The 25,709-nt window shown below is 64.3% G+C and carries 31 protein-coding genes and 1 tRNA gene; 21 read left to right on the plus strand and 11 right to left on the minus strand.

Translation table 11 applies throughout. The features are described 5' to 3' along the window. Positions 1–80: 80 nt before the first annotated feature. From NMP98_RS02770 to NMP98_RS02785, 4 genes are all read left to right on the plus strand, one after another. Complete coding sequence (locus tag NMP98_RS02770; protein WP_254860042.1) at positions 81–1,493, plus strand: FAD-dependent oxidoreductase; 1,413 nt, start codon at positions 81–83, stop codon at positions 1,491–1,493. Beyond that, positions 1,490–1,999: a hypothetical protein gene (locus tag NMP98_RS02775; RefSeq protein WP_254860043.1), complete on the plus strand. Its 510-nt coding sequence runs from the start codon at positions 1,490–1,492 to the stop codon at positions 1,997–1,999. The genes NMP98_RS02770 and NMP98_RS02775 overlap by 4 nt, the downstream gene beginning before the upstream one ends. Positions 2,000–2,091: 92 nt before the next feature. After that, a complete protein-coding gene (gene folD / locus NMP98_RS02780; protein WP_254860044.1) occupies positions 2,092–2,985 on the plus strand; it encodes a bifunctional methylenetetrahydrofolate dehydrogenase/methenyltetrahydrofolate cyclohydrolase FolD in 894 nt (297 codons plus the stop codon). Between the two features lie 11 nt (positions 2,986–2,996). After that, positions 2,997–3,500: an NUDIX hydrolase gene (locus NMP98_RS02785; protein WP_254860045.1), complete on the plus strand. Its 504-nt coding sequence runs from the start codon at positions 2,997–2,999 to the stop codon at positions 3,498–3,500. A gap of 161 nt (positions 3,501–3,661) precedes the next feature. Here NMP98_RS02785 and NMP98_RS02790 read toward each other — a convergent pair whose 3' ends face one another. From NMP98_RS02790 to NMP98_RS02800, 3 genes are all read right to left on the minus strand, one after another. Further along, positions 3,662–4,570, minus strand: coding sequence for a hydroxymethylglutaryl-CoA lyase-like TIM-barrel protein (locus NMP98_RS02790; protein ID WP_254860046.1), 909 nt, complete (start codon positions 4,568–4,570; stop codon positions 3,662–3,664). 84 nt (positions 4,571–4,654) lie between these two features. Next, a complete protein-coding gene (locus NMP98_RS02795; protein ID WP_254860047.1) occupies positions 4,655–5,365 on the minus strand; it encodes a DUF7117 family protein in 711 nt (236 codons plus the stop codon). A 41-nt stretch (positions 5,366–5,406) separates the two neighbouring features. Continuing rightward, complete coding sequence (locus NMP98_RS02800) at positions 5,407–6,366, minus strand: asparaginase (protein WP_254860048.1); 960 nt, start codon at positions 6,364–6,366, stop codon at positions 5,407–5,409. A gap of 83 nt (positions 6,367–6,449) precedes the next feature. Here NMP98_RS02800 and NMP98_RS02805 point away from each other — a divergent pair, with 83 nt between their 5' ends. Continuing rightward, the gene (locus NMP98_RS02805; protein ID WP_178917488.1) at positions 6,450–6,596 is read left to right on the plus strand and encodes a DUF8555 family protein; all 147 of its coding nucleotides are present in this window, start codon (positions 6,450–6,452) and stop codon (positions 6,594–6,596) included. A gap of 190 nt (positions 6,597–6,786) precedes the next feature. On the opposite strand, the gene NMP98_RS02810 is transcribed toward NMP98_RS02805, so the two are convergent. Next, on the minus strand, positions 6,787–7,071 hold the full coding sequence (locus NMP98_RS02810) for an amphi-Trp domain-containing protein (protein ID WP_254860049.1): 285 nt from the start codon (positions 7,069–7,071) through the stop codon (positions 6,787–6,789). 64 nt (positions 7,072–7,135) lie between these two features. Next, complete coding sequence (locus NMP98_RS02815; protein ID WP_254860050.1) at positions 7,136–7,828, minus strand: DUF2238 domain-containing protein; 693 nt, start codon at positions 7,826–7,828, stop codon at positions 7,136–7,138. A 244-nt stretch (positions 7,829–8,072) separates the two neighbouring features. Between NMP98_RS02815 and NMP98_RS02820 the strand changes: the two genes are divergently transcribed. The 5 genes from NMP98_RS02820 (at position 8,073) to NMP98_RS02840 (ending at position 11,996) form a co-directional block, all read left to right on the plus strand. Further along, complete coding sequence (locus NMP98_RS02820) at positions 8,073–8,351, plus strand: PadR family transcriptional regulator (protein WP_254860051.1); 279 nt, start codon at positions 8,073–8,075, stop codon at positions 8,349–8,351. 102 nt (positions 8,352–8,453) lie between these two features. Further along, positions 8,454–9,608, plus strand: coding sequence for an acyl-CoA dehydrogenase family protein (locus tag NMP98_RS02825; protein ID WP_254860052.1), 1,155 nt, complete (start codon positions 8,454–8,456; stop codon positions 9,606–9,608). A gap of 215 nt (positions 9,609–9,823) precedes the next feature. Continuing rightward, positions 9,824–10,024 (plus strand): hypothetical protein, encoded by a 201-nt coding sequence (locus NMP98_RS02830; protein ID WP_254860053.1) that lies wholly within the window; start codon positions 9,824–9,826, stop codon positions 10,022–10,024. 50 nt (positions 10,025–10,074) lie between these two features. Continuing rightward, on the plus strand, positions 10,075–10,611 hold the full coding sequence (locus NMP98_RS02835) for a cob(I)yrinic acid a,c-diamide adenosyltransferase (protein WP_254860054.1): 537 nt from the start codon (positions 10,075–10,077) through the stop codon (positions 10,609–10,611). Between the two features lie 32 nt (positions 10,612–10,643). Continuing rightward, a complete protein-coding gene (locus NMP98_RS02840; protein WP_254860055.1) occupies positions 10,644–11,996 on the plus strand; it encodes an NAD(P)/FAD-dependent oxidoreductase in 1,353 nt (450 codons plus the stop codon). 359 nt (positions 11,997–12,355) lie between these two features. On the opposite strand, the gene NMP98_RS02845 is transcribed toward NMP98_RS02840, so the two are convergent. After that, the gene (locus NMP98_RS02845; RefSeq protein ID WP_254860056.1) at positions 12,356–13,645 is read right to left on the minus strand and encodes an MFS transporter; all 1,290 of its coding nucleotides are present in this window, start codon (positions 13,643–13,645) and stop codon (positions 12,356–12,358) included. Positions 13,646–13,648: 3 nt separating this feature from the next. Further along, positions 13,649–14,761, minus strand: a complete 1,113-nt coding sequence (locus NMP98_RS02850; protein ID WP_254860057.1) for an MBL fold metallo-hydrolase — start codon at positions 14,759–14,761, stop codon at positions 13,649–13,651. 89 nt (positions 14,762–14,850) lie between these two features. On the opposite strand from NMP98_RS02850, the gene NMP98_RS02855 reads away from it, so the two are divergent. The 3 genes from NMP98_RS02855 to NMP98_RS02865 all read left to right on the plus strand — a co-directional run bounded on the left by NMP98_RS02855 (position 14,851) and on the right by NMP98_RS02865 (position 18,997). Continuing rightward, positions 14,851–15,585 (plus strand): helix-turn-helix domain-containing protein, encoded by a 735-nt coding sequence (locus tag NMP98_RS02855; protein WP_254860058.1) that lies wholly within the window; start codon positions 14,851–14,853, stop codon positions 15,583–15,585. Positions 15,586–15,643: 58 nt separating this feature from the next. Further along, a complete protein-coding gene (locus NMP98_RS02860) occupies positions 15,644–17,716 on the plus strand; it encodes a hypothetical protein (RefSeq protein WP_254860059.1) in 2,073 nt (690 codons plus the stop codon). 198 nt (positions 17,717–17,914) lie between these two features. Continuing rightward, on the plus strand, positions 17,915–18,997 hold the full coding sequence (locus NMP98_RS02865; RefSeq protein WP_254860060.1) for a mechanosensitive ion channel family protein: 1,083 nt from the start codon (positions 17,915–17,917) through the stop codon (positions 18,995–18,997). On the opposite strand, the gene NMP98_RS02870 is transcribed toward NMP98_RS02865, so the two are convergent. Continuing rightward, complete coding sequence (locus tag NMP98_RS02870; protein WP_254860061.1) at positions 18,981–19,382, minus strand: universal stress protein; 402 nt, start codon at positions 19,380–19,382, stop codon at positions 18,981–18,983. The genes NMP98_RS02865 and NMP98_RS02870 overlap by 17 nt on opposite strands. A 51-nt stretch (positions 19,383–19,433) precedes the next feature. After that, positions 19,434–20,795: a bifunctional metallophosphatase/5'-nucleotidase gene (locus tag NMP98_RS02875; protein ID WP_411911616.1), complete on the minus strand. Its 1,362-nt coding sequence runs from the start codon at positions 20,793–20,795 to the stop codon at positions 19,434–19,436. A gap of 78 nt (positions 20,796–20,873) precedes the next feature. Here NMP98_RS02875 and NMP98_RS02880 point away from each other — a divergent pair, with 78 nt between their 5' ends. After that, a complete protein-coding gene (locus tag NMP98_RS02880) occupies positions 20,874–21,110 on the plus strand; it encodes a DUF5816 domain-containing protein (RefSeq protein WP_156709219.1) in 237 nt (78 codons plus the stop codon). A gap of 124 nt (positions 21,111–21,234) precedes the next feature. Then, the gene (locus tag NMP98_RS02885) at positions 21,235–21,549 is read left to right on the plus strand and encodes a DUF7116 family protein (RefSeq protein WP_254860062.1); all 315 of its coding nucleotides are present in this window, start codon (positions 21,235–21,237) and stop codon (positions 21,547–21,549) included. Here NMP98_RS02885 and NMP98_RS02890 read toward each other — a convergent pair. Then, the gene (locus NMP98_RS02890; RefSeq protein WP_254860063.1) at positions 21,535–22,719 is read right to left on the minus strand and encodes a pyridoxal-phosphate-dependent aminotransferase family protein; all 1,185 of its coding nucleotides are present in this window, start codon (positions 22,717–22,719) and stop codon (positions 21,535–21,537) included. The genes NMP98_RS02885 and NMP98_RS02890 overlap by 15 nt on opposite strands. 112 nt (positions 22,720–22,831) lie before the next feature. On the opposite strand from NMP98_RS02890, the gene NMP98_RS02895 reads away from it, so the two are divergent. Beyond that, positions 22,832–23,029 carry a dodecin gene (locus NMP98_RS02895; RefSeq protein WP_254860064.1) on the plus strand — a complete coding sequence of 66 codons (198 nt, stop codon included), beginning with the start codon at positions 22,832–22,834 and terminating at the stop codon, positions 23,027–23,029. Positions 23,030–23,115: 86 nt separating this feature from the next. On the opposite strand, the gene NMP98_RS02900 is transcribed toward NMP98_RS02895, so the two are convergent. Further along, complete coding sequence (locus NMP98_RS02900; protein ID WP_156709223.1) at positions 23,116–23,490, minus strand: HesB/IscA family protein; 375 nt, start codon at positions 23,488–23,490, stop codon at positions 23,116–23,118. A gap of 217 nt (positions 23,491–23,707) precedes the next feature. On the opposite strand from NMP98_RS02900, the gene NMP98_RS02905 reads away from it, so the two are divergent. The 5 genes from NMP98_RS02905 to NMP98_RS02920 all read left to right on the plus strand — a co-directional run bounded on the left by NMP98_RS02905 (position 23,708) and on the right by NMP98_RS02920 (position 25,643). Continuing rightward, entirely contained in the window at positions 23,708–23,974 is a 267-nt protein-coding gene (locus NMP98_RS02905; protein WP_254860065.1) for a DUF7553 family protein, read from the plus strand. A gap of 38 nt (positions 23,975–24,012) precedes the next feature. Next, positions 24,013–24,086, plus strand: a tRNA-Val gene (locus NMP98_RS02910). Positions 24,087–24,167: 81 nt separating this feature from the next. Beyond that, entirely contained in the window at positions 24,168–24,296 is a 129-nt protein-coding gene (locus NMP98_RS19410; RefSeq protein ID WP_268105331.1) for a hypothetical protein, read from the plus strand. After that, a complete protein-coding gene (locus NMP98_RS02915; protein WP_254860066.1) occupies positions 24,293–24,469 on the plus strand; it encodes a hypothetical protein in 177 nt (58 codons plus the stop codon). Before NMP98_RS19410 ends, NMP98_RS02915 begins: the two co-directional genes overlap by 4 nt. Positions 24,470–24,554: 85 nt before the next feature. Next, positions 24,555–25,643, plus strand: coding sequence for a twin-arginine translocation signal domain-containing protein (locus NMP98_RS02920; protein WP_254860067.1), 1,089 nt, complete (start codon positions 24,555–24,557; stop codon positions 25,641–25,643). Positions 25,644–25,709 lie beyond the last annotated feature (66 nt).

Here is a 25,709-nt window from a genome sequence, read left to right on the forward strand (position 1 = left end):
GCGTCATTGCGACGCTGTTCGTGTATCGCGTGTGCATCCGGAGTTCGGTTTTATTCCGCTGCCGGGCCAACGGCCGACCAATGAGCGACACGTTCGTCGTCGTCGGCGGAGACGCAGCAGGCATGTCGGCCGCGAGCAAGGCGAAACGGGACGACCCCGACATCGATGTCGTCGTCTTCGAGAAGGGTGAGTGGGTCTCCTACGGGGCCTGCGGGCTGCCCTACTACATCAAAGGTGAAATTCAGCGCCTCGAAGACCTCGTCTCCATCACGCCCGAAGAGTTCCGTGAGGAACGCGATATCGACCTCCGGACGGGCCACGAAGTGGTCGCCATCGACGCCGACGACCGGACCGTAACGGCCCGAAGCGACGACGGCGAGGTCACGGTGGGCTACGACCACCTCCTCGTCGCGACCGGCGCGGAAGCGGTCGTCCCCTCCATCGACGGCCGCGAGCAGGAGGGCGTGTACACTCTCGGGTCGATGACGGATGGCAAGGAACTCCGTGATTTCGTCGCCCGCTCGCGGGAATCGAGTCCACTCGAACAGCCGGACCGCGGGCCGGCGTGTCAGTTCCTCGAATCGTGTACCGGGCCGGTCGCCGTCGTCGGCGGCGGCTACATCGGCGTCGAGATGGCCGAGGCGCTCGCCGAAAACGACTTCGAGGTTCATCTCTTCCAGCGTGGCGACCGCGTGCTCAAGGGGTTCAGCGAGGAGACGAGCGCCTACGTCGCCGACCACCTCCGAGAGCAGAACGTCGCGCTGTATCTGAACAGCGAAGTACAGGCATTCGAGGGCGACGGCGTCGTCGAGGGCGTCGTCACGGACGACGAGCACGTCCCCGTCGAGATGGCGCTGCTCGGAACCGGCGTCCGACCCCGGACCGACCTCGCCAAGGACGCCGGCATCGAGTTGGGGTCGACGGGCGCCATCGCGACCGACGCCTACCGGGAGACGAACTTCCCCGACGTGTACGCCGCCGGTGACTGTGCGGAGGCCGAACACGTCGTCACCGGCGAACCGGCGTACGTCCCGTTGGCACTGACCGCGAACCGCCACGGCCGCGCCATCGGGGAGACGGTCGCAGGGGACCCCTCCGTCGGCGGCGGCATCGCGGGGACGGCCGCGGTCAAGGCCTTCGACGTCGAGGCTGCACGGACAGGTATCCTCGACGACGAGGAGGCACGGGACGCTGGCTTCGACCCCACGACGGTCACCATTGACGCAAAATCTCGGGCCGGCTACTACCCTGAGGGCGGGACGGTGAAAGTCACGCTTACCGCCGACAGCGAGTCGGGGCGGGTCCTCGGTGCCAGTCTCGCCAGCGAGTACGGCGAGGGCGCGGTCCACCGGAGCCACGCCGTCGTCGGCGCCGTCACCGAGGGCGTCACCGTCGAGGAACTGGCGAACTACGACCTCGCGTACGCACCGCCGTTCAACACGACGTGGGACCCGGTGTTGACCGCGGCGAAGGTGCTCGGTGGGAAACTGTGACCGTCGGGCGCCGTCGCACGTTGGCGAGTGGGCTCGGATTGCTCGTCGCGGGACTCGCGGGCTGTACCAGCGATACCGGCGACGAGGGCGATACCGGCGACGAAAATGAAGACAGCGAGGGGTCCGACGAGGGCGGCCTCGACCTCCGTGAGGCGAACGTCACTGGCGTCGAAGCCGAACGCGTCGACGGCGGGTATCGGTTCTCCGTGACGCTGTATCACGACGACGACGGCGAGGAGGGGTACGCGAACTGGTGGCAACTCGAGACGCTCGACGGCGACCGTCTCGGCCGTCGAGACCTCGCCCACTCCCACGGGACCCGGAAGTTCACCCGCTCTTCGACCGTCGAGATACCCGAAGACGTCGACTGCGTGGTCGTCTGCGGCCACGACCAGACGCACGGATACGGCGGGCGAGCGGTGCTGTTCGCCCTCGGCTCGGGGGCGACACGCGGCGTCGAGCAGGGGAGCGAACCGATGACGTTCGACGAAAGTGACTGCCCCTGATACTCACGTTCGTGTACACTCGCACCGCTATACGGCGACAAACAAGCACGAACCCGAATCATTGATACGTTCGGCGCGCCGGATTCTCGACAATGACAGAGGTCATCGACGGCAACGCCGTCGCCAGCGAGATTCGCGAGTCGCTGTCCGAGAGCATCGACGCCCTCGCCGAAGCGGGCGTGACGCCGGGACTGGCGACTGTTCTGATGAGCGACGACCCCGCAAGCGAGACGTACGTCTCGATGAAACAGCGCGACTGCGAGGAGGTCGGCATCGACGGCATTCACGTCGAAATCGACAGCGACGCGCCCGCCGAGGAACTGTACGACACCATCGATGAACTCAACGCCGATTCGTCGGTCCACGGCATCCTCGTCCAGATGCCGCTGCCCGACCACGTCGACGAGCGGCGTGTCCTCCGGAGTATCGACCCGGTGAAGGACGTCGACGGCTTCCACCCCGAGAACGTCGGCCGACTCGTCGCCGGCAACGACCGCTATCGGCCCTGTACGCCCCACGGCGTCCAGAAGTTGTTCGAAGCCTACGACATCGAAACTGAAGGCGCCGACGCGGTCATCGTCGGCCGTTCGAACATCGTCGGCAAGCCGCTGGCGAACCTCCTGCTCCAGAAAGCCCCCGACGGCAACGCGACGGTGACGGTGTGTCACTCCCGAACCGAAGACCTCGAAGCAAAGACTCGGAACGCCGATATCGTCGTCGCCGCCGCCGGGTTGCCGGAGTTCATCGACGGCGAGATGATTTCGGAGGGGGCGACCGTCATCGACGTGGGTATCAACCGCGTCGACGCCGACACCGAGAAGGGGTACGAACTCGTCGGCGACGTGGACTACGAGAGCGCGAAGGCCAAAGCCGGCGCTATCACGCCCGTTCCGGGCGGCGTCGGACCGATGACGCGTGCGATGTTGCTGTACAACACCGTCAAGGCCGCCGGACTGCAGGAGGACCTCGCCGTCGAGTTGCCCTGACTGTCTCGGCCATGTCGCTCACGCTGGAGGACCTCGCCGCCCGCTACGACGACCCCTACCGGAAAGCCGAGCGTATCGAAATCGACGCCGACCGGTTCGACCGAGCGATGGAGCGCGACGACGACGGCGCGTGGGGCGTCGGCGCGCTCGTCGTCGATTCCGGGCGCGTGCTGTTCGTCCGCGAGGGCGACACGTGGCTCCTGCCCGGCGGCCGCCTCGAAGCGGACGAACCGCCCGAGGTCGGCGCGATGCGCGAGGTCGAAGAGGAAACCGGCGTCACCATCGAAATCACCGGCCTCGCCGCCATCGCAGAACAGACGTTCGTCCGGACAGGCGATGGGGCGAGTTACGAGTTCTACTTCGCGACGTTCCTCGGGACACCCCTGATGACGGGCATCGATTCGAATCCGGGACGCCCATCGGAGGGCATCGACGAGGCAGCATGGCTCGAAGAGGTACCGAAGAACACGTTCGATCGTTCCCTCGTCTCTCGACTCGTCGACACGTACGTTTAAATACGAACACGGGACCAGCACCCCCGTGCTCGACTCGTACGCCCCGGAGCGTCCAGCGGGAGCGCGGCACAGCGCTTCGGGGATCGACGTGCCGCCTGTTCACCAATCGCTGTGAGTCCCATCGCCCGGGACGAATTCGCCTCACCACGCTCCCCTCGTCGTCAGCCGCCGAACGTCGAGGGGTCGTACGCTCGGAACGCCGCGGGGTCGTCCACCCCACTTTCGGTCCCCTCACCCGACTCGTCTCCGCTCGCTCCCGCGCCAAGTACGGCTTTCCGTTCGTCGACGGATTCGCCGAGCGCCTGGAGGGCGTCTTCGCAGGCGGGAATCGTCTCGGTAGTGGCAACGCCAGCGTCGTCGCCGCCCGTCACCGTCGCGACGATTAGTTCCTCGGTCGCGGCCCTACCGGCCCCAGTTCCGATGCCAGCGACGCTGGCGTCGACGCGGTCGATGCCCGTCTCGACGGCGACCAACGAGTTCGCCGTTGCACAGCCGAGGTCGTCGCGGAAACTGACGCCTGCTCGTGTGAGGTCGGCGCTCGCGTTGGCGAGCGTCCGCAGGAAGCCCGCGACGAACGGCGGTGTCCGAGCGCCGACGGTGTCCGCGAGGACGATGGTGCCGTCGAACCGTCCGAACGCGCCGGCAACCGACGGTACGTCGGCACGGAACGCGTCCTGCAAATGGAGGTGACCGTCCGCACCGCCCTCACGAGCTTGGCGTATCGCCATTTCGGCGCGGTCGAACGCCTCCTCTCGCGACATCCCGAGTGTGGCTTCGAGTCGCACGTCGGAAACGGGAATCGACACCTCGACGATGTCCGCGCCGGTTTCGAGCGCCGTCTCCACCTCGTCGGTCCGGGCGCGACAGGTCGCCACCACGTCGGCCTCGAAGTTCGACGCGAGGCGGCTGATCGTCTCTCCCTCAACGCCCGCCACGGAGGGGTTTCCGGCCCGTACCAGTGGCACGCCGAGTCGGTCGAGCGCCTGCCCCGCTTCGACCAACTGGTCGGCCGTGTACGTTCGGTCGGAGTACCGTGCGGCCGCTCGAAGCGTTGTATCACAGAGTCTCATTCGCTCGAGCCCCCCTGACGTCCATCGATGAGCCAATTCATATCTCGGATTGTGGACGGACCGGACTAAACACTCGGGGGTGGTTCAGGCCAGTTCGTCCAGTCGGGATTCGGCGGCGGCGAGCGCGCTTTCCTCGCCCGAAGTCAGATATCGGCCAATGTCGCGGGTCGATTCCACGAGCGCCTCGACCGCTCGCGGGGACACGTCGCCGTCGAGTGCGCGGATGCGTTTGGTGTGGTCGCCGAGGCGTTCGAGGACGTCGCCGACGACTGGGTCGGGGTGTTCCTCGAGATAACGACGGAGGTCCGAGCGATACTCTTTGACGGCGTTGGCGTACGCCAACCCACGCATCGCCCGGAGGGAATCCGGGACCTCCTCGACTGCCGGACGTTCGCCCTCGTCGGCACGCAGCAGACTCGTGAAGTACAGTTCCTCGTCGTCGATGCTGTCCATTCGTCGTGTGAGCTCTCCGGCGACGTGGCGAAGCTCCATCGCGGCGAGATAGGTGTCGTCGAGCGGTTGAAGCGACCCTGATTGGATGAATCCGTAGCCGCCGGTGAACTCCCGGCATCGTTCGACGGCACGCTCTGCGAGTCGGCGGGTGGGCTGTTCGTCGATAGCGTTTCGGACCGGCGACAGGTCGAGCGTCGTCGCCGTCGCGGTGTGCAACGATCGTTCGTCGTCGGTCCCGACGCTGTGGAGGCTGCCACAGCTCGGACACGCAATCGCCCCGGTGTCGTAGTAGGACCACCGCGTCCCGCACTCTTTGCATTCCCGTCGGCCGCGGACCTTCATATGCTTCCTTGGGCCGTCGCCGGCAAAACACCCTCGGACCGTCACGCCGAGGGTTCGTCGAACCCCTCGAAGCGCTCGTCGACGCGGCCGGCGGCGACCGCGAGGACGAGCTCGATGCGTGCGGCCCACGGCGTTCCGTGAGCGAATCGGACGTGGTCGTAGTTCGCCAGCGTCGCCGCACCGCCGGGGGTACCGTACACCGGCTCCGTGGGGCCGGCGTAACACCGCGAGGCGATGACGACCGGACAGTCGGCGTCTGCGATGGTCTCGCCGAGCGCCCCTGTGGTGTTTCCAAGGCCCGTACCGGCGACGACGATGGCGTCACCGCGGGATTCGGCGTCGGTGAACGCGTCTCTGCCGACGCCGGAGGCCGAAACGACGATGGGTACCGTGGGGTGGGATTCGGGGTCGGGAACGGGAAGTAGTGTGTCGGCTGCCGGTGGGTCGCGGTGCCAGTGGACTCGGCGCCGGGTGAACCGAGCGATGGGTCCCGCCTCGGGGGACTGAAACGTATCGAGAGAACTCGTGTGGGACTTCTGGACCGTCGCGGCTGCGTGCAGTTCCTCGTCGAAGGCGACGAACGCGCCGGCGTCGAGTCGGTCGTGGGCGGCGGCTCTGACCGCGGTTCGGAGGTTCGTGGGGCCGTCACTGCCGAGTTCGTCGGGCCGTCGCTGCGCGCCCGTCACGACGACTGGCCCGTCCGTCGTGAGGTCGAGGTAGTGGGCGGTCTCCGCGAGCGTGTCGGTGCCGTGGGTGACGACGACGCCGTCGACATCGTCGGTAACCGCTCGGACGCGCTCTGCGACGCGGGCACAGACCGCGGGCGACATGTCGAATCCAGGGTTGCTGGCGACGCTCTCGACGGTAATGTCGGCGAAGGATTCGAGGTCGGGGACGGCCTCGACGAGGTCGTCGCCGGAGAGCGACGGGGCGGCGCCGGCCTCGTCGCCGTCTTCGGTCGAGGCAATCGTGCCGCCGGTGGCGATGACGTGGACGCGCATACGCCACCTGCTGTCGGCGTCGGGTTGGGCGTTGTGGTCGCCGGGTGACGAACTTTCATTTGACTCCCGCGACAGTGTCCGGTATGCGCGACGAAGAGGAAATCCGAGAGCAGTACGAATTCCTGAAAAACGAACTCGACGACGAGGATATGAATCACGAGGGTGTCCGGCAGATGTTCACGTACTACAAGCGGGCGCTGGGATGGGTCCTCGAAGAGGAGTACATCTAGTCCGGTAGACCTCACCGGTGCCGGTACATTTATGATGCGGTGACTACTTGATTCAGGTGACGCTTCGCTTGGAGGGCCGAAGCGTCAGCGGGGACCAATTCAGGGCGGCAAGCCCCAAGCCGGTCCTTTTCATCCGGCTCGGGGCTTTCCACTCGCTAACTAACACACGAAGAGAGTTCTGTGTCCGGTGTTAGGCTATTTCCAGACCAGCGTCGTCGTTGCCGTTACTGCCGTCGTCGTTTTCGTCCCACTCCAGTTCGAACTCCACGCTGAGTTCGGAGGAGGCCCCTTCCTGTTCCCGTTCAGCTTTCACCTCAAAGGTCGGGCGGGCTGGGACTTCGAGGCTGATGCTTTCGGTGCCCGACGAGAGAGTCACCTGGTCACCGGCCTCGAGTTTGTCGGCCACTGCACGAAGGTGGTCTGCGATTTCGGCTCGGGACTGTCGTTGTTCGGTTTTGAACAGGACTTCTTCCATGGGCCCCGTACGCGGTCGGTGGAAATAAACGGATAGGTGGTCGGTGTGGCGGTCGAAGCCGGCGTTACTCCATCTGACGGAGGGCGATTATCGCGGCAGTCAACGCGACGATGCCGATTGCACAGCCGACTGCGGTCCCGGTCAGTAACGCGCCCGCGGTCTCGGGGTACCGTTCGACGACAGGGAGGAACAGTCGCACGTCGAGTGCGAGGACCAACACTGCGCCAACGATATCGAAGACGAGGTCGAGGACGGTGTCTCGGCGGCCGTAGTGGACGAGGACCGGCTCGATGTCGTAGCGCTCACCCAACTCGCGTGCGACCAACTCGAGGAGTTCCCACGCGATGCCGGCCGCGAGCGTCAGGCCGACAGTCACCCCGGCGACGGCGAGTACCCACTCCGGCGTGCCCGGCCGGAGTTGGGTGGCAACGAGACTCGCCGGATAGAACACCGCGGCGAGCACGCCGGCAGAGAGCGTATGCGTCAGGTGGTCCCACCAGTCCACGGACTCATAGAGTCCGAGCATGCCGAGGGAATGGAGGAAACTGGCTGCTGCGGCCCAGAGCGTGAGGTCCCAGACAAGCGAGGGGGTCCCCACGCCGAGCGGTAACAGGACAGCCGAGGGAACGGCGACGATGCCGAGGGCGGCTACGGCGTTCACGACGATGGCACCACTTTCGCGTCGAAGTCCTTCCACCAGCGCGGCGACGATGCCGGCGACGAGTAGTGCTACCACGAGTGCTTCGAGCGTGAACATCGAATCGGCGTACGTTGTTGAGGACGCGACAGGGTAATGGCTTTTCTCCAAGTGTGGCTCCGACGACCAGTCCGAACAGTGTTCACGTTCCGATAGTTCACCGAAACGTATCACCTATCCAAGCAAGGTTGACTCGACTGAACGACACATAGCGGTCGTCTCGGGTTGGTTCGCGGGATTGAATAGAACGACACTCCGACATATTTAACCTAATTGGACAGTAACACCAAAATAGAACTTACCGATGCACGACTTGACAGGGTTCCAGCGAGACTTGCTGTACGTCATCGCGGGTCGCGACGACCCCCACGGCCTCGCAATCAAGGAAGAACTGGAGGACTACTACGAGAAGGAAATCCACCACGGTCGGCTGTACCCCAACCTCGATACGCTCGTCGACAAGGGACTCGTCGAAAAGGGCCAGCGGGACCGCCGAACCAACTTCTATACGCTCACCCGCCGCGGCCGCCGGGAGATAGAGGCACGCCGCGAGTGGGAGGACCAGTACGTCGACCTCACATAAACGACCGGTAAATAACGGTTATCGTTGTAAAGCAAAGGCAGAGTTCCTGCAAACGTCGTTAGGAAAAGTTGGCCTTTTATAGTTTCAGTCGAACGTAGCGGTATGGACTTCGAACTGTCCGAGGAACAGGAACAACTGAAAAGCGAGGTTCAGCGCTTCGCCGAAAACGAGATTCTCCCGGTTGCCAAGGAGTACGACCGCGAGGAGAAGTACCCCCACGAGGTCGTCGACAAGGCCGCCGAGATGGGTCTGCTCGCCCCGCAGATTCCCTTCGAGTACGGTGGCGCCGGCTACGACGTCCTCGACACCGCCATCATCGTCGAGGAACTGTTCGCGGCCGACCCAGGTATCGGCCTGTGTCTGTCCTCGACCGGCTTCGGTGGCGAGGCCATCATCGAGTTCGGCACCGAAGAGCAGAAAGAGGAGTACCTCGAACCCATCGCCTCCGGCGACGCTATCATGGGTGCGGCGATTTCGGAGCCTGACACGGGGTCTGACGTGTCGTCGGTGTCGACGCGGGCGGAGAAGGACGGCGACGAGTGGGTTATCAACGGCAACAAGATGTGGATTACCAACGGCAGCGTTGGTGACTTCTTCGTCGTGTTGTGTAAAACGGACCCGGATGCCGACGGCCGCTACAACGGCTTCTCCCAGATTATCGTCGAATCCGACCGCGACGGCTTCGAAGCCGACAAAATCACGGGCAAGATGGGCATCCGCGCCTCCGACACCGCCGAACTCATCCTCGATAACGTGCGTGTCCCCGAGGAAAACCTCGTCGGTACCGAGGGCATGGGCTTCCTCCAGCAGATGCAGTTCTTCGACGAGACCCGAACCGGCGTCGCCGCACAGGGCGTCGGCATCGCAAAGGGTGCGGCGCGTCGCGCTCTCGAATACGCCCAAGAGCGCGAACAGTTCGGCCGTCCCATCGGCGACTTCCAGGCCATCCAGCACAAACTCGCCGACATGCACACCGAGGCCGAAGCCGCCCGCAATCTCACCTACAAATCGGCGTGGTCCGTCGACAACGCCGACGGCCAACTGACGAAGCTCGCCTCGATGGCCAAGGAGTTCGCCTCCCGAACCGCCGTCAAGAACGCAAACGAGTGCGTCCAGATTCACGGCGGCTCCGGGTTCGTCGACGACTTCGACGCCGAGCGCTTCTACCGCGACGCCAAAATCACCCAAATCTACGAGGGAACCACCGAAATCCAAAAGATGGTTATCGCCCGCGAACTGCAGGGTAAGGGCTTCTAGGAACACCCACTTTTTACTCCCTCGGGTGTCCTCGCGCGCCTCCGGCGCGCTGCGGGCACCACTCGGTCGCAAAAACTTGGGGAAAAACGACGCGGACGCTCCCTTCGGTCGCGTCCGGAGAACCGCGCTCGCTTCGCTCGCGCGGATGCTTGGCGTTGGTTTCTCTCTTTGGTCGAAACGCACACTTTACCCGGTAGCCACCGCTACGGCGTGTCATGAGTAGCCTCGTGGCCGACGACCTCACGCGCGCAGCGACGTTCTTCACCTTGGCGCTTCTCGTCACCGCGGTCGGAGGGTACCTGTTGGGTGAACTTCGCCTCGGCGTCGAGTTGGGACTCGGACTCGGCGTCGTCTTCGGGGTCCTCGCGTACTTCTTTCTCGTCCCGACCGACGACGGAACAGGCAACGAACCGTGACGACTGCCTCGGTAGCGAGCTATAAGCCACCGGAGGCCGAACGGTCCGATATGAAGATTTACACCGGTCGCGGCGACGAGGGAATGACCGACCTGCGAGACATGTCCCGCGTCTCGAAAACCAGTGCGCGAATAGAGGCTTACGGCACCGTCGACGAGGTAAACAGCGTCATCGGACGGATTCGCCCCTCGGGGTACGACGACATCGACGAGAAACTGAGCGCGGTTCAAAACCACCTTCACATCATTCAGGCCGACTTCGCCAATCCCGACCGCGAGGACGCCGACGCCCCGCATCTCGAGGAGCATCACGTCCAGAAGCTCGAAGACTGGATGGACGCCTTCGACGACGAACTCGACCCGCTGCAGAGTTTCATCCTCCCCGGCGGCAGCGACGCCGGGTCGAAACTCCACCACGCACGGGCCGTCTGTCGACGCGCCGAGCGCCGGGCGGTGTCGTTGGCCTCCGACGAACCCGTAAACGGCGCCGCGGTCGCGTATCTCAACCGCCTCTCCGATGCGCTGTTCGTGTGGGCCCGCGTCGTCAACAAACGCGACGGGGTCCCCGAGGAAGCACCGGAGTACTAGGGCTTAAGCCCCATCCGCTCACGGAAGGCAGTATGCAACAGGTAGACGTCGCCGTCATCGGTGGCGGTCCGGCCGGGTCCTCGGCCGGGTATGCGGCCGCCAGCGAAGGCGCCGACGCCGTCGTCATCGAGAAGGGCGTCCCCCGAGCGGACCGCGAGGAACTCGGACCGGATTCGACGGATGCTGCCGGAATCCTCGACTACTGGGTCGACCTGATGGACCTCGACGAGCCGATTCCGGACCACGTCAAACATCAGGAACTCAACGCCGCGGAGTTCATCGGCCCCTCGGAGACGCTGGAGTTGACCGAAACGGGGATGGACGCCACGTACCCGAACTTCGGGTTCACCGTCCACCGCGCGAGGTTCGACGACTGGCTTCGATCGCGTGCCGAAGACGCCGGCGCCGAGTACCGCGTCGGAACCGGCGTCGCGTCGGTCGGTTCCGAACTCACGGGGACACCCTCACACACGCTGACGCTGCGTGACGGCACCGGAATCGAGACGGAGTATCTGATTCTCGCCGACGGCCCCCAGCGGACGATTACCGGAACGGTGCTGCAAAACTGGCTCGCCGACGCCCACATGGAGAACCTCGAATCCCGCCGGGCCAACCACATCGCCTATCAGGAGTACCGCCGACTCCCCGAGGAACTGTTCGAACGCGACCGAATCAAGTTCTGGTGGGGGTACATGCCCGGCCACACCGCCTACCCGTGGGTGTTCCCGAACGACGACCCCGTCGCGCGTGTCGGGCTGACGATGCCCATTGGGATGGACCTCGACGACGTGGAGAATCGCGAGGCCTACCGACTGCTCCACGACGAGGACGAACGTGTTCCACAGGGCAACACCTACATCGAGCGACTCATCGAGGAGGTGTACCCCGGCTACGACCTCGCGGATTTCCCGCTCGTCGAGGACCGCGGGAAGTCCGGCGGCACCGAGACCTATCCCATCTCCTCGACGCGTCCCATCGAATCCCCGACGGCGGCCAACGTCGCCGTCGTCGGCGGAGCGATGGGTGCCACCTCGGCGTTCCACGAGGGCGGCGACCACGTCGCCATTCGGACCGGCCAAATTGCCGGGCGCCTCGCTGCCCTCGGTGCGTTGCGGGCGTACAACGCCGAGTGGCACCGTGCCATCGGCAGCGAAATCCGCCGAAACTGCGTGTTCGCCGACATGGTTCGCGGCTACGAACCCGACGACTGGGACACCATCTTCGGGTTGGTCAGCGACGTCCAGGGCGATGACGGCTTTACGCCCTACGAGGCGGTGTACGCTGGCCTGACTGGTGCGAAACTGTTCGGCGAATACAAATGGCGGAAGTTCCGCTTCCGTAACGGCGGCTACGCACAGGTCCGGGAGGACGACTACACGGTCTGAAAGCCGAAAGAGGATTACCGCTCGACGGTGTAGGTGAGTTGCGCACCTTTAGTCCCCGACTGAGCGGCCCTTTGGGCAGCGATGACGGACCGGAGAACCCGGGTGTGCGACACACTCGATTCGTCGAGACGGCGTCAGCCGTCTCGCCATCCGGGGACACGTAGTGTCCCCCGCCCGACACGAGGGTTTCCCGACCGACCGCGGCACGCCGCCTGGGATGAGGTCGGACGTTAGTGTTTCGGGCGTACATCTCACGATACCGAACAGCGGGGGCGCTGGAGAACCGAGAAGCCCGGCTTACTCATCCGAATCGAACAGCCGCGCCAAAACGCGCGTTCGGCGACCGTTCTCTCGCGGATTCAATCTTCGGGCACGGCCTGGGTCGATTGAGTTGTCGCCGGTGCCGGTGGTTCGTGCGTTCCGAAGTCGGGGTGTGTCTCTTCCATCCAGACATACACGACGGCTCCGGAGATGAACATCAGGGCCGCAGTCATGTAGAACGCGGCTTCGGCGTTCACGAACTCCATCGAGAGGCCGATGAGGATAGCCCCGACCGCATAGCCGGAGTCGCGCCACATGCGGTAGACGCCCATCCCGGCCGACCGCCAACTCGGATGGGCTGCATCGCTCGGGACCGTCATCAGGTTCGGATACAGCAACGCCATCCCGAGCCCCGAGACGGCGGCCAGGACGGCCCACAGGAGGTACCCCTCGACGAGTACCATCCCAAGCACGCCGCCGCCGGCCAGGAACATCCCGGCGATAACCGGTGGGCGCCGGCCGATTCGGTCCGCGAGTCCGCCCGTGGCTATCTGGAGGAAGTACATCGCGCTGTGGACGCCGACGACGACGCCGACGGCCGCGATGCCCAATCCCTCGCCCACCAGATACAGGGGAACGGCAATCCAGAACAGCGTGTCCACGAAGTTCTCGATGTGGCCGGCCTGTGCAGCAGCGAATAGCGTCCTATCGCCGTAGGTCGCTCGCTTCACCACGTCTTTGAACGGGAGGTTCGCGTCGTGGTGGTCGTCGTCACCTTCGGCCTGTGCGTACTGGACCGTCTCCTTGATAAGGAAGATGGAAATCAGGAACGCCAGCACGACGACGACGGCGAGGAAGTAGAACGGCTCCGGCCGGAGGCTCCACTGGCTCGCGATGAGGCCCGTAACCCAGGCACCGACGGCGACGCCGGTGTATCCGAACGACTCGTCGATGCCGACTGCGAGACCGCGCTGGTCGGGGCCTGCAAGGTCGATTTTCGCGTTGATTGCCATACTCCAGGTCAGCGCCTGATTGATACCCAGCAGGATGTTCCCGACGGTAATCCAGCCCCAACTGGGGGCGAAGATGAGGATAACCGGCAGGGGGAGTGCCGTCGCCCACCCGGCGACGAGTACGGGCTTGCGGCCGTAGGACTCACCCCACTTTCCGGCATACAGATTGAGAATCGATTTTACGATTCCGAACGAGACGACGAACGACCCGATGACGAGGAACGACTCGACGCCGAGTACGTCCTCCCCCAAGACAGGGACGACGGTGCGTTCGGACCCGATGGTCAACCCGGTCGCGAACACCAACAGGACGTGCAGCGAGAACTGCCCGAGGTGTTCGCGGATTCCCTGTTTGAGTTCGGTTGTCGTACTCATCGATTACTCGGCGGCGCAGTTGTTCGGCCCCAGTTCCAGTTCGGCCAGTTCGTTTTCGGGGACCGATTCCTGTCCCACGTTCGTCCGCTTGACGCGCTCGAAGTTCGGGGGATGGTCCGGGATGTCCGAGGCGAGTTCCCTGACGAACTCCTCGCGGTCGCGGCCGAGGTCCTCGTTTCGGTCTCTGACTTCCGCGAGAGTCGCGGTCACCGGCGGTTCGGGAGAACCGGGGTCGTGTGCCGGTAAGACGAGTGCGTCATCCGGCCGGTCGAGTAACCGCTGGAGGCTCTCGTAGAGCGTCGCCGCGTTGCCCTCTACGTCGGAGTCCTCGATGCCGGCTTCGACGCCGAGTTCGACGCGGCCGACGCTGTCGTGGAACAGCGTATCGCCCGTGAGCAGCGCCGCACCCTCGACGTCGAAGGAGACGCTTCCCTCGCTGTGTCCCGGCGTGTGGATGACTTCGACGTCGAGGTGGCCGACGGTAACGCGTTGGCCGTCTTCGAGTGGCGTCGCGTCGAGAGCGAGAGCGTCCTCCGAGTGGAGGTAGTAGGGCACGCCGTGTCGGTCGGCGAGTTCCGACGCGCCGGAGACGTGGTCGGCGTGGGCGTGCGTATCGAAGACGCCGACGAGGTCCGCGTCGTACGCTTCGAGAATCCCGTCGTACTCCTCGAAGTAGTGTGAGGGGTCGAAGACGGCGGCCTCACCGTCCGAAATGAGGACGTGGGAGAGACAGCCCTTCCCGGCCCGTGCAACTTGAACGAGCGTGCCGTCGATATCGGCCGGGACGGTCGCGTGTCGGTGGACGCGGCTCCAGCCGTTCATCCCGTCGGTGAGCGTCTTCGCGTCGTACCCCATCTCCTCGAGAACTTGGGTTGCGGTGTCGGCGACGATGCCCGCACCGCAGACGGTCACCACCTCCTTGCCCTCCGGGAGGTCTTCGAGGACATCCGCTGCAGCGTCGGGGTCGTCGGTCAATTCGTCGTACACGTCGACGTTGACGCTGTCCGGCACGTGCCACTCCTCGTACTCCGCTTCGTGGCGAATGTCGAGGACGAGCAAGTCGTCGTCATCTGCCTGTAACCGTTCTCCGAGTTCTTCGGGGGAAATCTCCGCCATCAGTGTTCTGTCTTATGAGGGGTATCTGAATATAGTGACTGCCGGACATGACCGGCACCGATAATATCCTCCAACTCTAACGTGTCGACATGAGTCTGTACGAGGCCTCCTTTCGGGTCAAACACGAATGTCCGTATCGAGAGATATCGGAGCGCTACCCGGACCTCACGATTCGCGAGTGGTACCTGAATGACTGCCAGGTCATCGAAATCACGGCCCCGGGTTCGCCGACCGAGGACCTCCTTGAGGAAATCGACGAACTGGGGACGGTGCTCCACGAATCGGTCGACGAATCCGGGCTCCACGTCGTCACCCAGTCCTGTCTCTGTTCGCTGGAGGACTCCATCATCGAGCGGTTCGAGGCGTACAACTGCCTGTATCAGCCGCCGACGATTCACCGCCAGGGATGGGAGCACTACACGGTCATCGCGTTCGACGAGAGCGACGCTCGAAACCTCGTTCAGGACCTAGAGTCCGACCGGGACATCGAAGTCCTCTCGAAGACCGCGATTACCGAACAGCGGATTCCTCACAGTATGCTCGCACCGGTCGGCCAGTTGTTCGAGGGGGTCACCGAACGACAGATGGCGGCACTTCGGTTGGCACTCGAAAGCGGCTACTACGAACAGCCTCGAAAGACGTCGCTCCGGGAGTTGGCGGACCGAACCAGCGTCGCCCGTTCGACGTACGAGGAACACCTCCGGAAGGCGGAGAACAAACTGCTCACGAACGCGGGGCAGTTCCTGCGATTGGTCACCGCGACCTCGACGGGGGACCCGTTAGACGTAGAGGGGCGCAGACGGAACGAACAGCCCGCCGACTGACTGACCGGTGGAATCGGCCGTAACGGTCATCCCCGAAGGGGGCGAACGTGAGCCACGAATGACCGACTCTGCCCCGTCGCTCGACAGGCGAACGGTACTGGAAGCGCTAGCCGGCGCCGGGGCGATGTCGATAGCCGGCTGTTCGGCCCTCGAACCCGAACCCGACGACCCGACGACTACGATAGACGACGAGACGGCCCGACAGTTGGCCGCCCAGTACGCGCCGACCCTGTACTTCGACACCTACGAGAAGTGGTTCCCGACGGACCCTCGTTCCTACGAGGTCGAACGCGATGGAAAAACCGTCGTCGACGGCTTCGAATCCCTCGACGGCTACACCCGGCAGTTCAAGGGATCCGAGACGCCACCGAATCCGACGGTGTTCTTCAACGTCGTCCAGTATGAGGACTCCCCGCTTGCGGTCGTCCAGTACTGGCAGTACGGCGCCTTCGACCAGTTCACGACGAACTTCCACTGGCACGACTGGGAGGTGTTGCATGTCTTCGTCGACACGGAGACCGACACCCCGCAACTGTACGTCGCCAGTTCTCACTCCCGGTCGGTGCCGAACAACGAGTTTCTCGACCCCGCCCGGGAGATGGTCCCTCGGGTGCTCTCGGAGTTGGGGTCACACTCCAGTGCGCTGTCGGTCAACGACGTTCCCGACCGATTCCAGCGGTTTCCCATCGGCGACACCTTCGCCGATATCACAAACAGCGCAATCGAGAGCATCAAAGATTTAGAGGAGATACCGGTCGCCTACGGTTTGCCCCGCGACGAGGGGTCGGCGCTGCCGTATCTCGTCCCGGAACTCGACGGTGAGCCGATTTACGAACACGAGCGGCTCCCGTCGGTCGAACGGTCGGATTTAATCGACGAGTCGCTGACGATTCGGTCGCTGGACGCGCTGACTTCGCCCCCCGACGAACTACCGGAACGCGGGACGGGATTGATTTTCGAACACGTCGACAGGGAGACAGGCGATGCCGATGTCGAGTACGAACTCGTCCCGTCGAGGGAACTCGAACACATCGAGGCGTTCACCGGGCCGCAGTTGAGTTTCGAGTTCGACGTTCCGCAGTTCGCCGAGGACGCCGTCGCCGGCCATATCACAACGACGGGTCTGCCGTGGGAACAGCCCCGATATGACAACCCTGCGACCGACATCACTGAACCAAACCACAGGGGGGCACTGGCCGACCGCTACGACGCCATCGGCGAGGCGGCGCCGATTCACACCGTCGTCGCGCAGGTCACCGAAGCCGTCTCCGACGAGGAAGCGCCGGACGGCGAGGGAGTGACGACCGAGCAGTCCTCGACTGAGGCGTTCGCGTTGGTCGAAAGCGACCCCGTGGCCGTTCCGACCTTCGGCGGATACGTCGTGGCACAGGGCGTCTCGGCCGGCGACCATCGCCTGACGCTCAACGGCGCGGGCCTTACTCCCCACAGCGAGGCGGTGTCGGTGAGCGAGGAGGACGGCGCGACAGTGGCCGGCGTCGATGGCGAGATTCCGCTCGTCGCCCGCGAGAACGCGACGAAACTCGAAATCGATGCCGAGGGAACCGACTCCGACCTCACAGGCGTCGCCGTCGAGGACGACTTCGGCGGGCGGTTGTACGACGCTCCAGTTTCGGGCCGCGACGCGGTGTACGTTCACCGTGGCGGCGCCTACACGACGGAGGTCCGCGACAGCGACGACGCCATCGGGGCGTTCCGCGTCAATCCCGGTTCGGAGTCGTCGGTCCGAATCGACCGCCCGCGAACCGGGAAGGCGTCGCTCGCGATGTTCCTCGCGACCATCTCCGAGGAGACTTCCGAGGAACTGTCGGGACTCACGGATGACGACGATGTCGATATCGGTGGCGGGTCGGCCAACGCCATCGGCGGGCTGTCACGAGCGCTGTCGGCTGTCGGCGGGGCCGCACGCAAGGCCGCCGAACAGGCCGACGCGGGGAACCGAAACGCCGCCGACCGGAACCTCGAGAGCGTCATTTCGCTGCTCGAACAGGTCGAGACCCGGTTGGAGGACGCACGTGGGTCGCTCCCCGACGACATCGCACGCGCTGTCGAACTGCGACTGGCGCAGGCCCGCCGTCGCTCCGAGCAGGCGAAAGCAGAAGAGAAACTCTGAACGCGACCGGGCTACATGTACATCCGGTCTTCCGGACGCATCTCCTCGCGTTGGGACTCCAGTCGGGCGGCGAGTTCCTCGTACTGCTTCGACAGCGTCTCGGCGAACCCGATTGAGGGGATTGGTATCGATGTCGGAGCCGTCCACCGAGTCCACTCAGGGCGGAACGCTTTTTCGGGCGCCCGGTGACTGCCGGATATGGACGTGACGACGGTGGTGTTGCAGACCGGTGGAGTGACTCCAACCCCGACGCCGACGATTCAGACGTCCGAGGGGCCGCTTCCCCGTCCACCGTGGCTTCCCGAGGCGATCCCGTCTTTCGCCTTTCGGTTGTTCATCGCAGTCGCGATTCTCGTCGTCGCCTACTACCTCTCGAAACTCGTCCGACAGGCGCTCGGACGGCGTATCGCACGGCGGTTCAAACGGCCGTCGGTCACCCGGACGGTGCTCAGGGGGGTGCAGGTCGGAATCATGCTGTTGGCACTGTTTACGTCCCTGGGAATCTTCGGCCTTGGATTCGGGAACCTCGCACTCTCCGTCGGTGTGTTCTCCGCAGTCGTCGGTGTCATCCTCGCGCCCATCATCGGAAACCTCCTCAGCGGCATCTTCATTCTGAACGAACAGCCCTACGAAATCGGCGACATGATAGAGTTGGCGGACACCGACACCAAGGGGTTCGTCGAGGACATCACGCTGTCGTACACGAAGATGTTCACGCTCGACAACACGTTCATCGTGTTGCCGAACGGGGCGATGCGGGACCGCGACGTGGTGAACTACTCCGCCGAGGACACTCGAATTCGGATGACGCTGGACGTTGGCGTCACCTACGAAAGCGACATCCCGACGGCCAGACAGCAGATGGAGGCCGCCGCTCGGTCTGTCGAGGGCGTCATCAAGGGTGGGCCAGACATCCGCGTCGGGAGCGCGCGCTATCCGGCGTCGCCGACCTGTTACATCCGGGAGTTCGGCGACAGCGAGGTCGCATTGCGACTCCGCTACTGGGCCAAGGAGCCATACAAGCAAACGGCGGTTCGCTCGAAGGTCCTGACGAACGTCTGGACGCGCTTCGAGGAACACGACATCGAAATCCCCTACCCGCACTCCCATCTGGTGTTCGACGACACCAGCGGCGAGATGCAGGTCGCGACCCGCGAGATGGAGAGCGAGGCCCCGTCCAGCCCAGGGGGGGCGACGCGTCGGGAGGCCGACGTGGAGGCACAGGACGCCGTCGTGGACCGCGAAAACGAGTCGGACGAGGACGCTACAGACTCGCAGTGATGACCTGACAGTCGAGTTCCCGACGGAGGAACGACTCGATGTCCGGGTCGTCGACCAATCGGCGGAGCATTCGCCGCCAGCGGCTGGCCTGCTTGCGGCCGATGACGACGTAGTCGGCGCCCTCGGCTGCCACTTCGTCGAGGATGGTGTCTTCGACCATGAACCCCGACCGGACGACGTATCGCGCGCGGTCGATGCGGCCACACTCGCGTTCGGCTGCCGCTTTGAGTTCGGTTCGGGTGACTCGCTTGTCGTTCTGATAGAGGTTCACGTGGAGGACGGTGAGTTCGGCGTCGTGTTCGTCGGCGACTTCGATGGCGCGCCGAAGGGTCGCCAGCGAGTGCTCCGAGAGCGGATAGCGGACCGGGACGACGACCAGCGTCATTACCGGGGAAAGCGGACCGCGGTGCCTCAACCTTCCGGTTGTGCGCGAGGCTCAGAGGCCAGTCCGAACGATTCGCCCCTCCAGTTGCGGGGCCACGCCGACCTCGCGGGCGTATTCAGCGAGGATGTCGTACTGGATGTCGAGTGTTGCGATTCGTTTGGCGTCGGTCAGCGTCGGGAACTCGGCGTCGGTGTGCAGGAGGAACTCCGTCGTCGCAAGCGCGTATCGCGCGGCGTGGTCGATAGCCTCGCCGCCGACCTGTGCCTCGATGAGTTCGTCGTCGTTGTAGTCGTAGACGAGCCGTGCACCGGAGACGTGGGCGTGCCACCAGTCGGACTCACCGAACCCGGGGGTGTCGGCGGCTTCTCGGAACGTGTCCAGCAGTTCCGACCCGGAGCACTCGAGGACGGCCACCGGCTCCTCGAAGGGAACGAGGCTCACGAGGTCGGCGACGGTCACCTCGTCGGCCAGCGCCGGTCCGGTTCGGATGCCGCCGCTGTTCTGGAGGCCGACGACGGTCTCGGAGTCGTCGAGTTCCCGTTCGGCGGCCCAGCGGTAGGCGTCGGCGACGAAGTTGCCCACGCGGCTCTCGCCACGAAACGCCTCCCGCTCGGTTCGCCGAATCGGCTCGTCGACGCACGCGACGACGGTGTCGAGCCCTGCCTCGTCGAGTCGTTGGCGGTAACGGGCCGTGAGTTCCTCGTCGAGTGGTGCGTCGGCGACGACGTGACGGGTCACTTCGAGTGTCGGCAGCTCGACTTCGAGGAGGACTTCGCCGCCGGTTCCGGGCCGTGTCAACAGCGTTCCGGCGACGCGCTCGACGCGTTCGCTGTGGACGTGGCCGCCCAAGATGACGTCGACCTCGCAGGCGGCGGCGAGGCGCTCGTCGCCGCGGCCGAGATGCGAGCAGACGACGACGTACTCTGCACCGTCTGCTCGCAGTTCTCGGGTCGCCTCCCGGGTCGCGACGACGGGGTCGGTGAACGTCAGTTGGGTCGCTTCGGGATTGGCCGAGGGCGTCGTCGGGTCCGTGACTCCGAGGAAGCCAACGCGGACGCCGTCGACCTCTCGAATGGTGGCGGCTTCGACGCCGGCGAAGCGCTCACTGTCGTCGTAAACGTTCGCGCTGAGCCACTGCTGGGGGGACCGCTCGACGAGTTCGGCCGCCCGGTCGGCGCCGAAGTCGAAGTCGTGATTGCCGAACGTCGACACCGCCGGCGAGACGGCCTCGAAGAACTCGAGGGCGATTTCCCCGCGTGTCACGAGTGGGAGGACTCCAGGTGCGATGTTGTCACCGGTCCCACAGACGAGGGTGTCGTCGTCGCGGAGTGCGTCGACGAGGCCGGCGAGTCGGCCGACGACCTCGGGGTCGTCGTGGGCGTTCTCGATGTCGGAGTAATGGAGGAGTCGCACTACGCCAATCGAGGAGTCCGACGCGCAAAACCGTATCGAGACCGTGACGGTTTTGCCGCCCCGCGGCCCACCGTCTGTATGGACGAGCGCACTGGACCTGACGGAGAGACGCTGTACGTTTCCCGCGAGGTCGTCCGCGGCAACAAGGGGCCGTTCCGGGTGGTGTACGCCGACCCGGAGGGTGAGCGTCGCTGGGGCTTTTTCTGCACCAACTGTGAGACGTTCGACAACGCCGTCGACGCGATGGGACGCATCCAGTGCAACCAGTGTGCCAACTTCCACAAGGCCGAGGAGTGGGACGCCGCCCACGAGTAATCCAACGAATACGTTTTCGACGATACGGGCTACGTCTGACGGTTGTCTGATTCAGGGTATCTTATAGGTCACCGAACGGGTACGTGCTAATCTTTATCTCTCGGCGCGCGCAATCTGCGTACGAATGGGTGCTGTTAGCACATCTCTCGTCGAGGAGGCACGAACCATCTTCTCCGACCTCGGGTACGAGGTTACGGAGGACGGAGACGAACTCCGCGCCGAACGCAAGTGGCGAACCGTCCACGTCACGACCGATGACCCAGATGACGCGGCCACGCATGGCCGACTTCGATGTTTCGTCGCCCGCGGTGACCAAGCGAACACCGTCCGCGAACGGTTACTTTCCACAGAGCCCGATTACGATTGGGCAGTAATGCGCGTCGACGACGAGGAGTATCAGGTGCTCCACCCGAGCGGTGACGTCCTACCGGCGCCCTAGGGTCGACACCGCCGCTTCGACGCCTGCTCCGGGTTCGACGCCGACACCGGCCGACGCCAGCGTCTCGCCCAGTGCACCGAGCGTTTCGAGGACGGGACCGCGATGGGCACCGTAACCCATACAGCCGACGCGAATCGCCTCGTCGGCGAACGCGCCGAGTCCCGTCGCGATTTCGACGTCGTAGTCGTCCCGCATCGTCGCGACGACTTCCCCCGGTTCCAGTCCCGACGGGAGTCGGGCGGTCGTGAGACTCGGCAGTCGCACGTCCGACTCGACGACCGGTTCCAGCCCCAGCGCCCACAGCCCTTCCTGTAGCGCCTCGGCGTACTCCTCGTGTCGTTGCCAGCGATTTTCGACGCCCTCCTCGTCGACGAGTCGGAGCGCCTCCCGGAGGGCATAGACGTTGTTCACTGGAGCCGTGTGGTGGTAGGCGCGTTCCTCGCCCCAGTAGTCGTCGAGCAGCGAGAGGTCGAGATACCACGACCGAACCGACTCCTCTCGGTCGAGGATTTTCGCCATCGCCCTGTCGTTGACCGACAGTGGACTCGCTCCCGGCGGACAGGAGAGACACTTCTGGGAGGCCGCGTAGGCGGCGTCGATGCCCCACTCGTCCATCCGGAACTCCACGCCACCAATGGAGGTGACACAATCGGCGACGACCACGGCGCCGTGGTCGTGGGCCGCATCCGTAATGGCGGACATCTCGGGCTGTCGAACGCCCGTCGAGGTTTCGGCGTGGACGACACCGACAACGGCGGGGTCGTGTTCGGCACAGGCGTCTCGAACGTCGGCGGGGTCCAGCGGCTTCCCCCACGGGGTCTCCACTTGGACGGCGGTGCCGCCGGCGCGTCGGACCATCTCGGCCATGCGGTCACCGAAGTAGCCGTTTCCGGGGACGACCGCCGTCTCGCCCGGCTCGACGAGGTTACCGATGGCGGCTTCCATCGACGCCGACCCGGTTCCGCTGACCGGAATAGTCCACTCGTTGTCCGTTCGAAGCGTCGCCCGCAACAGCCGCTGTGTGTCGTCCATCACGTCGATGAATGCGGGGTCGAGGTGGCCGACGGGCGGCGTCCCGAAGGCGTCCAACACGCGGGGGTGAGTCTCGCTGGGACCCGGACCCATCAACAGGCGGTCCGGGAGCCGCAACTCTGCAACCGGGGGTTCCATACACGAACGTGGACAGCCACAGCACAAAAGGAGTACGGAAGTGCCCAGTAACGGTACGTGTACCGACACGTCAAGGTAGTTTTACTAACCCCCCGTGTGAAGGTAACATGCGATGGTATTCAAGAAAATAACGCTCATCGGGACGAGCGACGAGAGTTTCGACGCGGCGGTCGACGACGCGGTCGACCGGGCCGAAGACACCCTCGACAACGTCAAGTGGGTCGAAATCGGGGAGTTAGGCGTCGAAGTCGCCTCGGTCGAAGGCCGCGAGTATCAGGCCGAAGTCGAAGTCGCGTTCGAACTCGCGTAACCATCGCGGCCTTGCACGCGCAAGGAGGGAAGGAGCATCGTCGTGCCGGACGGCACGACGGCTTTTCGTCGACTGACCGACCAGTCTCAGGTCCGGAACGATTCGCCACAACCGCATTCGCTCTCCGCGTTGGGGTTCTCGACGTGGAAGCCGGCGCCCTGTAGCCCGCCCTCGAAGTCCAGGACCGACCCCTCGACGTAGTTTTGGCTGGCCGAGTCCACGAACACGCGCAGGCCGTGGTGGGTCGTCACCGCGTCCTCGTCTTCCGGTTCGAGGTCGAAGCGCAGTCCGTAGGAGAGTCCCGCACAGCCACCCTGTTTGACGAACAGCCGGAGGCCGGCCTCGTCGGTGTCCAAGCCCTCGTCGCGAATCAAATCGAGGGCCTGTTCGGCCGCTTCCTCGGTTACCTGTACCGGTTCGCCCGTCTCCGCTCCCTCGCCTGCGTCGGCGGTCTGGCTCATGAAACTTGCTACCACGCCGACGGCAATAATCCTGACGCCGTTGTCACGACTCGCCCGGTGGCTGCTCTCTTGGGACGAACGTGCCCACTACAGGATGCAAAAAATAGTAATAAATTAGATATATTCGGATGAGACTCCACGACTGAAGAACAGTGATTCGGTGTATCACAAGTGCCACAACGGCTATATCTGCTGGCGGAGTAGTTACTCATGTAACATGAACAAGCACTTCCAAGACACAAGATACTACCTGAAGCGCGCGGGCGAGACGACGAAAGCGGGCGTCGTCGAGGAACTGAAGCCAGTCGAGACGAGGGTTCGAGGGTTTACGGTTCGGGAGTCCGAACCCAAACCCCGGCGGGTCGACGTTGTTCGGGCCGAAATCGTGGGGTTCGGTGAGCGTGCCGAGGATAGAACGCGTACCGCGATTCGGACCGGTCGCAAGAAACTCGGAACCCGTCGCCGCGAGCGCACGGCTGCTTGAAAAGGGTTAAGTTCGGGGCGGGGATATTTTCGGCTGCAGGGTCGGTGGTCTAGTTGGTTATGACACCTCCTTCACACGGAGGAAGCCGGCGGTTCGAATCCGCCCCGACCCATCCGTTTACTTCCTGCTTTTGAAGGAGTACCGAAAGCCGGTCCTGTCGTCCTTTTTGAGGGTCGCCGTACAAGTGTCGTCTATGACCGACGAGACCCAGACTAACGAGGCGCTCGAACAGTGGAAAGCGGAGATGCAGGCTGAACACGAACCGCCATCGAGAACCCGGACCCGGACGAGGACCACCGAATCGAGGGCGTCGCGCAGGTGAGTTATCGCGTCTCCTTCAGGTACGACGAGAGCGCTGGGGAACTCGAACGGACGGAGACCGAACAGGTCGATGAATTGGCCGACCCGGAACTGCTCTCCTGTTCCTGTGGCGTGCGGGGGATGACGCGGGCGGAGGCGCGCACCCACGTCGCGGCGGCTCGAACTCAGGAGTAGAGACGAGATTGCTGTACGGGCGGGCGTTCTCTCGGGCCACACCGGTCCAATAATTCTATAATGTGCCTGCGAGTACGCCCGTTCCGTGACGCGAAAGTCGCCCGACGAGGGCACGCGGAATCGGCGGTCGTTCCTCCGTTCGACGGGGACACTCGCCGTGGCAACCGCGATTGGGGGATGTTCCAGTGGCCAGTTAACCGGCGGCGACGAACGGCACCAGCCGGTTCGGACGTTCGCTGAGGGGTTCAGAAACAACGATGTCGACACCATCAGGAGTTCGCTTCACCCCGAGTCGCCGCTTCGAGAGTCGCTGAGCGAACAGCAGGTCAGTGGAACGAGCATCGACATCGTCACCATCGAAACGAGTTCCTCAGAGGACGATACGGCGACCGTCCATGCACAGTTGGAGTTCAGTGGCGGTTCGGGGCGTCAGGACGGGCAGGTCTGGTACACCTTCGAGGTTCGACGCGACGGCGATGGGTGGGGCATCTGGCAACTCCAGCGGGGTCGAAGGACCCCGACCCCGACACGAACACGGACAGAAACGGAGTCCCCGACGGAGTCCGAAGACACCGACACGGAGGACGAACCCGAAACGGAAACGGAGCCCCCCGGTGACACCGTGTTCTACGACGGGTTCGAGGAGGACCTCGAGCAGTGGAACGTCGTCGAGTCGGCGTGGCGTCGGACGAGTACGTCCGCGGCGTCCGGGGCCAACAGCGTGGGCATAGATGCCCGCGGTGGGGTCGGGACGATTGCGACCGCCGACTTCGATTCGGCGCGACGGATTGGTGAGTTCAGTTACTACTGGTATGAATCGTCCGCGAGTTGGGGTGGCGGTATCCGGCTGTTGAACGACGCCGGCGATGTCGAAATCGGGACGACCTCGGACAATCCACAGTGGATCGTCGACGATGGCGAGGGTGTCACGCAGGTCCATCCCGGGACGGAGTACAAACGGTGGGTTCGAGTCTCGCTGCGGTTCGATTGGACGAGCGAGACAGTCAAAGTCGAATTCGAGGACACCGAGTCGGGGACCTCGTATGCGGAAACGCACGCACTCAAACAGGGCGAGAACGTCAAACGAATTCAGATACGGGGATTCACCAGCGAACGGGGCTGGAAGACCGGCGAGTGCCACATGCTCTGGGACGAGGTGCTCGCTCGTGAGTAGCGACCCACAGGTGTCGGCTCCGGGATAGCAGACGGACCCCCACCTTCGGGCGTTTTCTCGCGGCGA

Origin of the sequence: Natronomonas gomsonensis, assembly GCF_024300825.1 — an archaeon.
Classification (GTDB): Archaea; Halobacteriota; Halobacteria; order Halobacteriales; family Haloarculaceae; genus Natronomonas; species Natronomonas gomsonensis.

Bases quoted from the DNA above. Each gene is read 5' to 3' on its own strand.
- NMP98_RS02770 (WP_254860042.1), top strand. From the start codon at position 81: ATGAGCGACACGTTCGTCGTCGTCGGCGGAGACGCAGCAGGCATGTCG.
- folD (WP_254860044.1), top strand. From the start codon at position 2,092: ATGACAGAGGTCATCGACGGCAACGCCGTCGCCAGCGAGATTCGCGAG.
- NMP98_RS02785 (WP_254860045.1), top strand. From the start codon at position 2,997: ATGTCGCTCACGCTGGAGGACCTCGCCGCCCGCTACGACGACCCCTAC.
- NMP98_RS02790 (WP_254860046.1), bottom strand. From the start codon at position 4,570: ATGAGACTCTGTGATACAACGCTTCGAGCGGCCGCACGGTACTCCGAC.
- NMP98_RS02795 (WP_254860047.1), bottom strand. From the start codon at position 5,365: ATGAAGGTCCGCGGCCGACGGGAATGCAAAGAGTGCGGGACGCGGTGG.
- NMP98_RS02800 (WP_254860048.1), bottom strand. From the start codon at position 6,366: ATGCGCGTCCACGTCATCGCCACCGGCGGCACGATTGCCTCGACCGAA.
- NMP98_RS02805 (WP_178917488.1), top strand. From the start codon at position 6,450: ATGCGCGACGAAGAGGAAATCCGAGAGCAGTACGAATTCCTGAAAAAC.
- NMP98_RS02810 (WP_254860049.1), bottom strand. From the start codon at position 7,071: ATGGAAGAAGTCCTGTTCAAAACCGAACAACGACAGTCCCGAGCCGAA.
- NMP98_RS02815 (WP_254860050.1), bottom strand. From the start codon at position 7,828: ATGTTCACGCTCGAAGCACTCGTGGTAGCACTACTCGTCGCCGGCATC.
- NMP98_RS02820 (WP_254860051.1), top strand. From the start codon at position 8,073: ATGCACGACTTGACAGGGTTCCAGCGAGACTTGCTGTACGTCATCGCG.
- NMP98_RS02825 (WP_254860052.1), top strand. From the start codon at position 8,454: ATGGACTTCGAACTGTCCGAGGAACAGGAACAACTGAAAAGCGAGGTT.
- NMP98_RS02830 (WP_254860053.1), top strand. From the start codon at position 9,824: ATGAGTAGCCTCGTGGCCGACGACCTCACGCGCGCAGCGACGTTCTTC.
- NMP98_RS02835 (WP_254860054.1), top strand. From the start codon at position 10,075: ATGAAGATTTACACCGGTCGCGGCGACGAGGGAATGACCGACCTGCGA.
- NMP98_RS02840 (WP_254860055.1), top strand. From the start codon at position 10,644: ATGCAACAGGTAGACGTCGCCGTCATCGGTGGCGGTCCGGCCGGGTCC.
- NMP98_RS02845 (WP_254860056.1), bottom strand. From the start codon at position 13,645: ATGAGTACGACAACCGAACTCAAACAGGGAATCCGCGAACACCTCGGG.
- NMP98_RS02850 (WP_254860057.1), bottom strand. From the start codon at position 14,761: ATGGCGGAGATTTCCCCCGAAGAACTCGGAGAACGGTTACAGGCAGAT.
- NMP98_RS02855 (WP_254860058.1), top strand. From the start codon at position 14,851: ATGAGTCTGTACGAGGCCTCCTTTCGGGTCAAACACGAATGTCCGTAT.
- NMP98_RS02860 (WP_254860059.1), top strand. From the start codon at position 15,644: ATGACCGACTCTGCCCCGTCGCTCGACAGGCGAACGGTACTGGAAGCG.
- NMP98_RS02865 (WP_254860060.1), top strand. From the start codon at position 17,915: ATGGACGTGACGACGGTGGTGTTGCAGACCGGTGGAGTGACTCCAACC.
- NMP98_RS02870 (WP_254860061.1), bottom strand. From the start codon at position 19,382: ATGACGCTGGTCGTCGTCCCGGTCCGCTATCCGCTCTCGGAGCACTCG.
- NMP98_RS02880 (WP_156709219.1), top strand. From the start codon at position 20,874: ATGGACGAGCGCACTGGACCTGACGGAGAGACGCTGTACGTTTCCCGC.
- NMP98_RS02885 (WP_254860062.1), top strand. From the start codon at position 21,235: ATGGGTGCTGTTAGCACATCTCTCGTCGAGGAGGCACGAACCATCTTC.
- NMP98_RS02890 (WP_254860063.1), bottom strand. From the start codon at position 22,719: ATGGAACCCCCGGTTGCAGAGTTGCGGCTCCCGGACCGCCTGTTGATG.
- NMP98_RS02895 (WP_254860064.1), top strand. From the start codon at position 22,832: ATGGTATTCAAGAAAATAACGCTCATCGGGACGAGCGACGAGAGTTTC.
- NMP98_RS02900 (WP_156709223.1), bottom strand. From the start codon at position 23,490: ATGAGCCAGACCGCCGACGCAGGCGAGGGAGCGGAGACGGGCGAACCG.
- NMP98_RS02905 (WP_254860065.1), top strand. From the start codon at position 23,708: ATGAACAAGCACTTCCAAGACACAAGATACTACCTGAAGCGCGCGGGC.
- NMP98_RS19410 (WP_268105331.1), top strand. From the start codon at position 24,168: ATGACCGACGAGACCCAGACTAACGAGGCGCTCGAACAGTGGAAAGCG.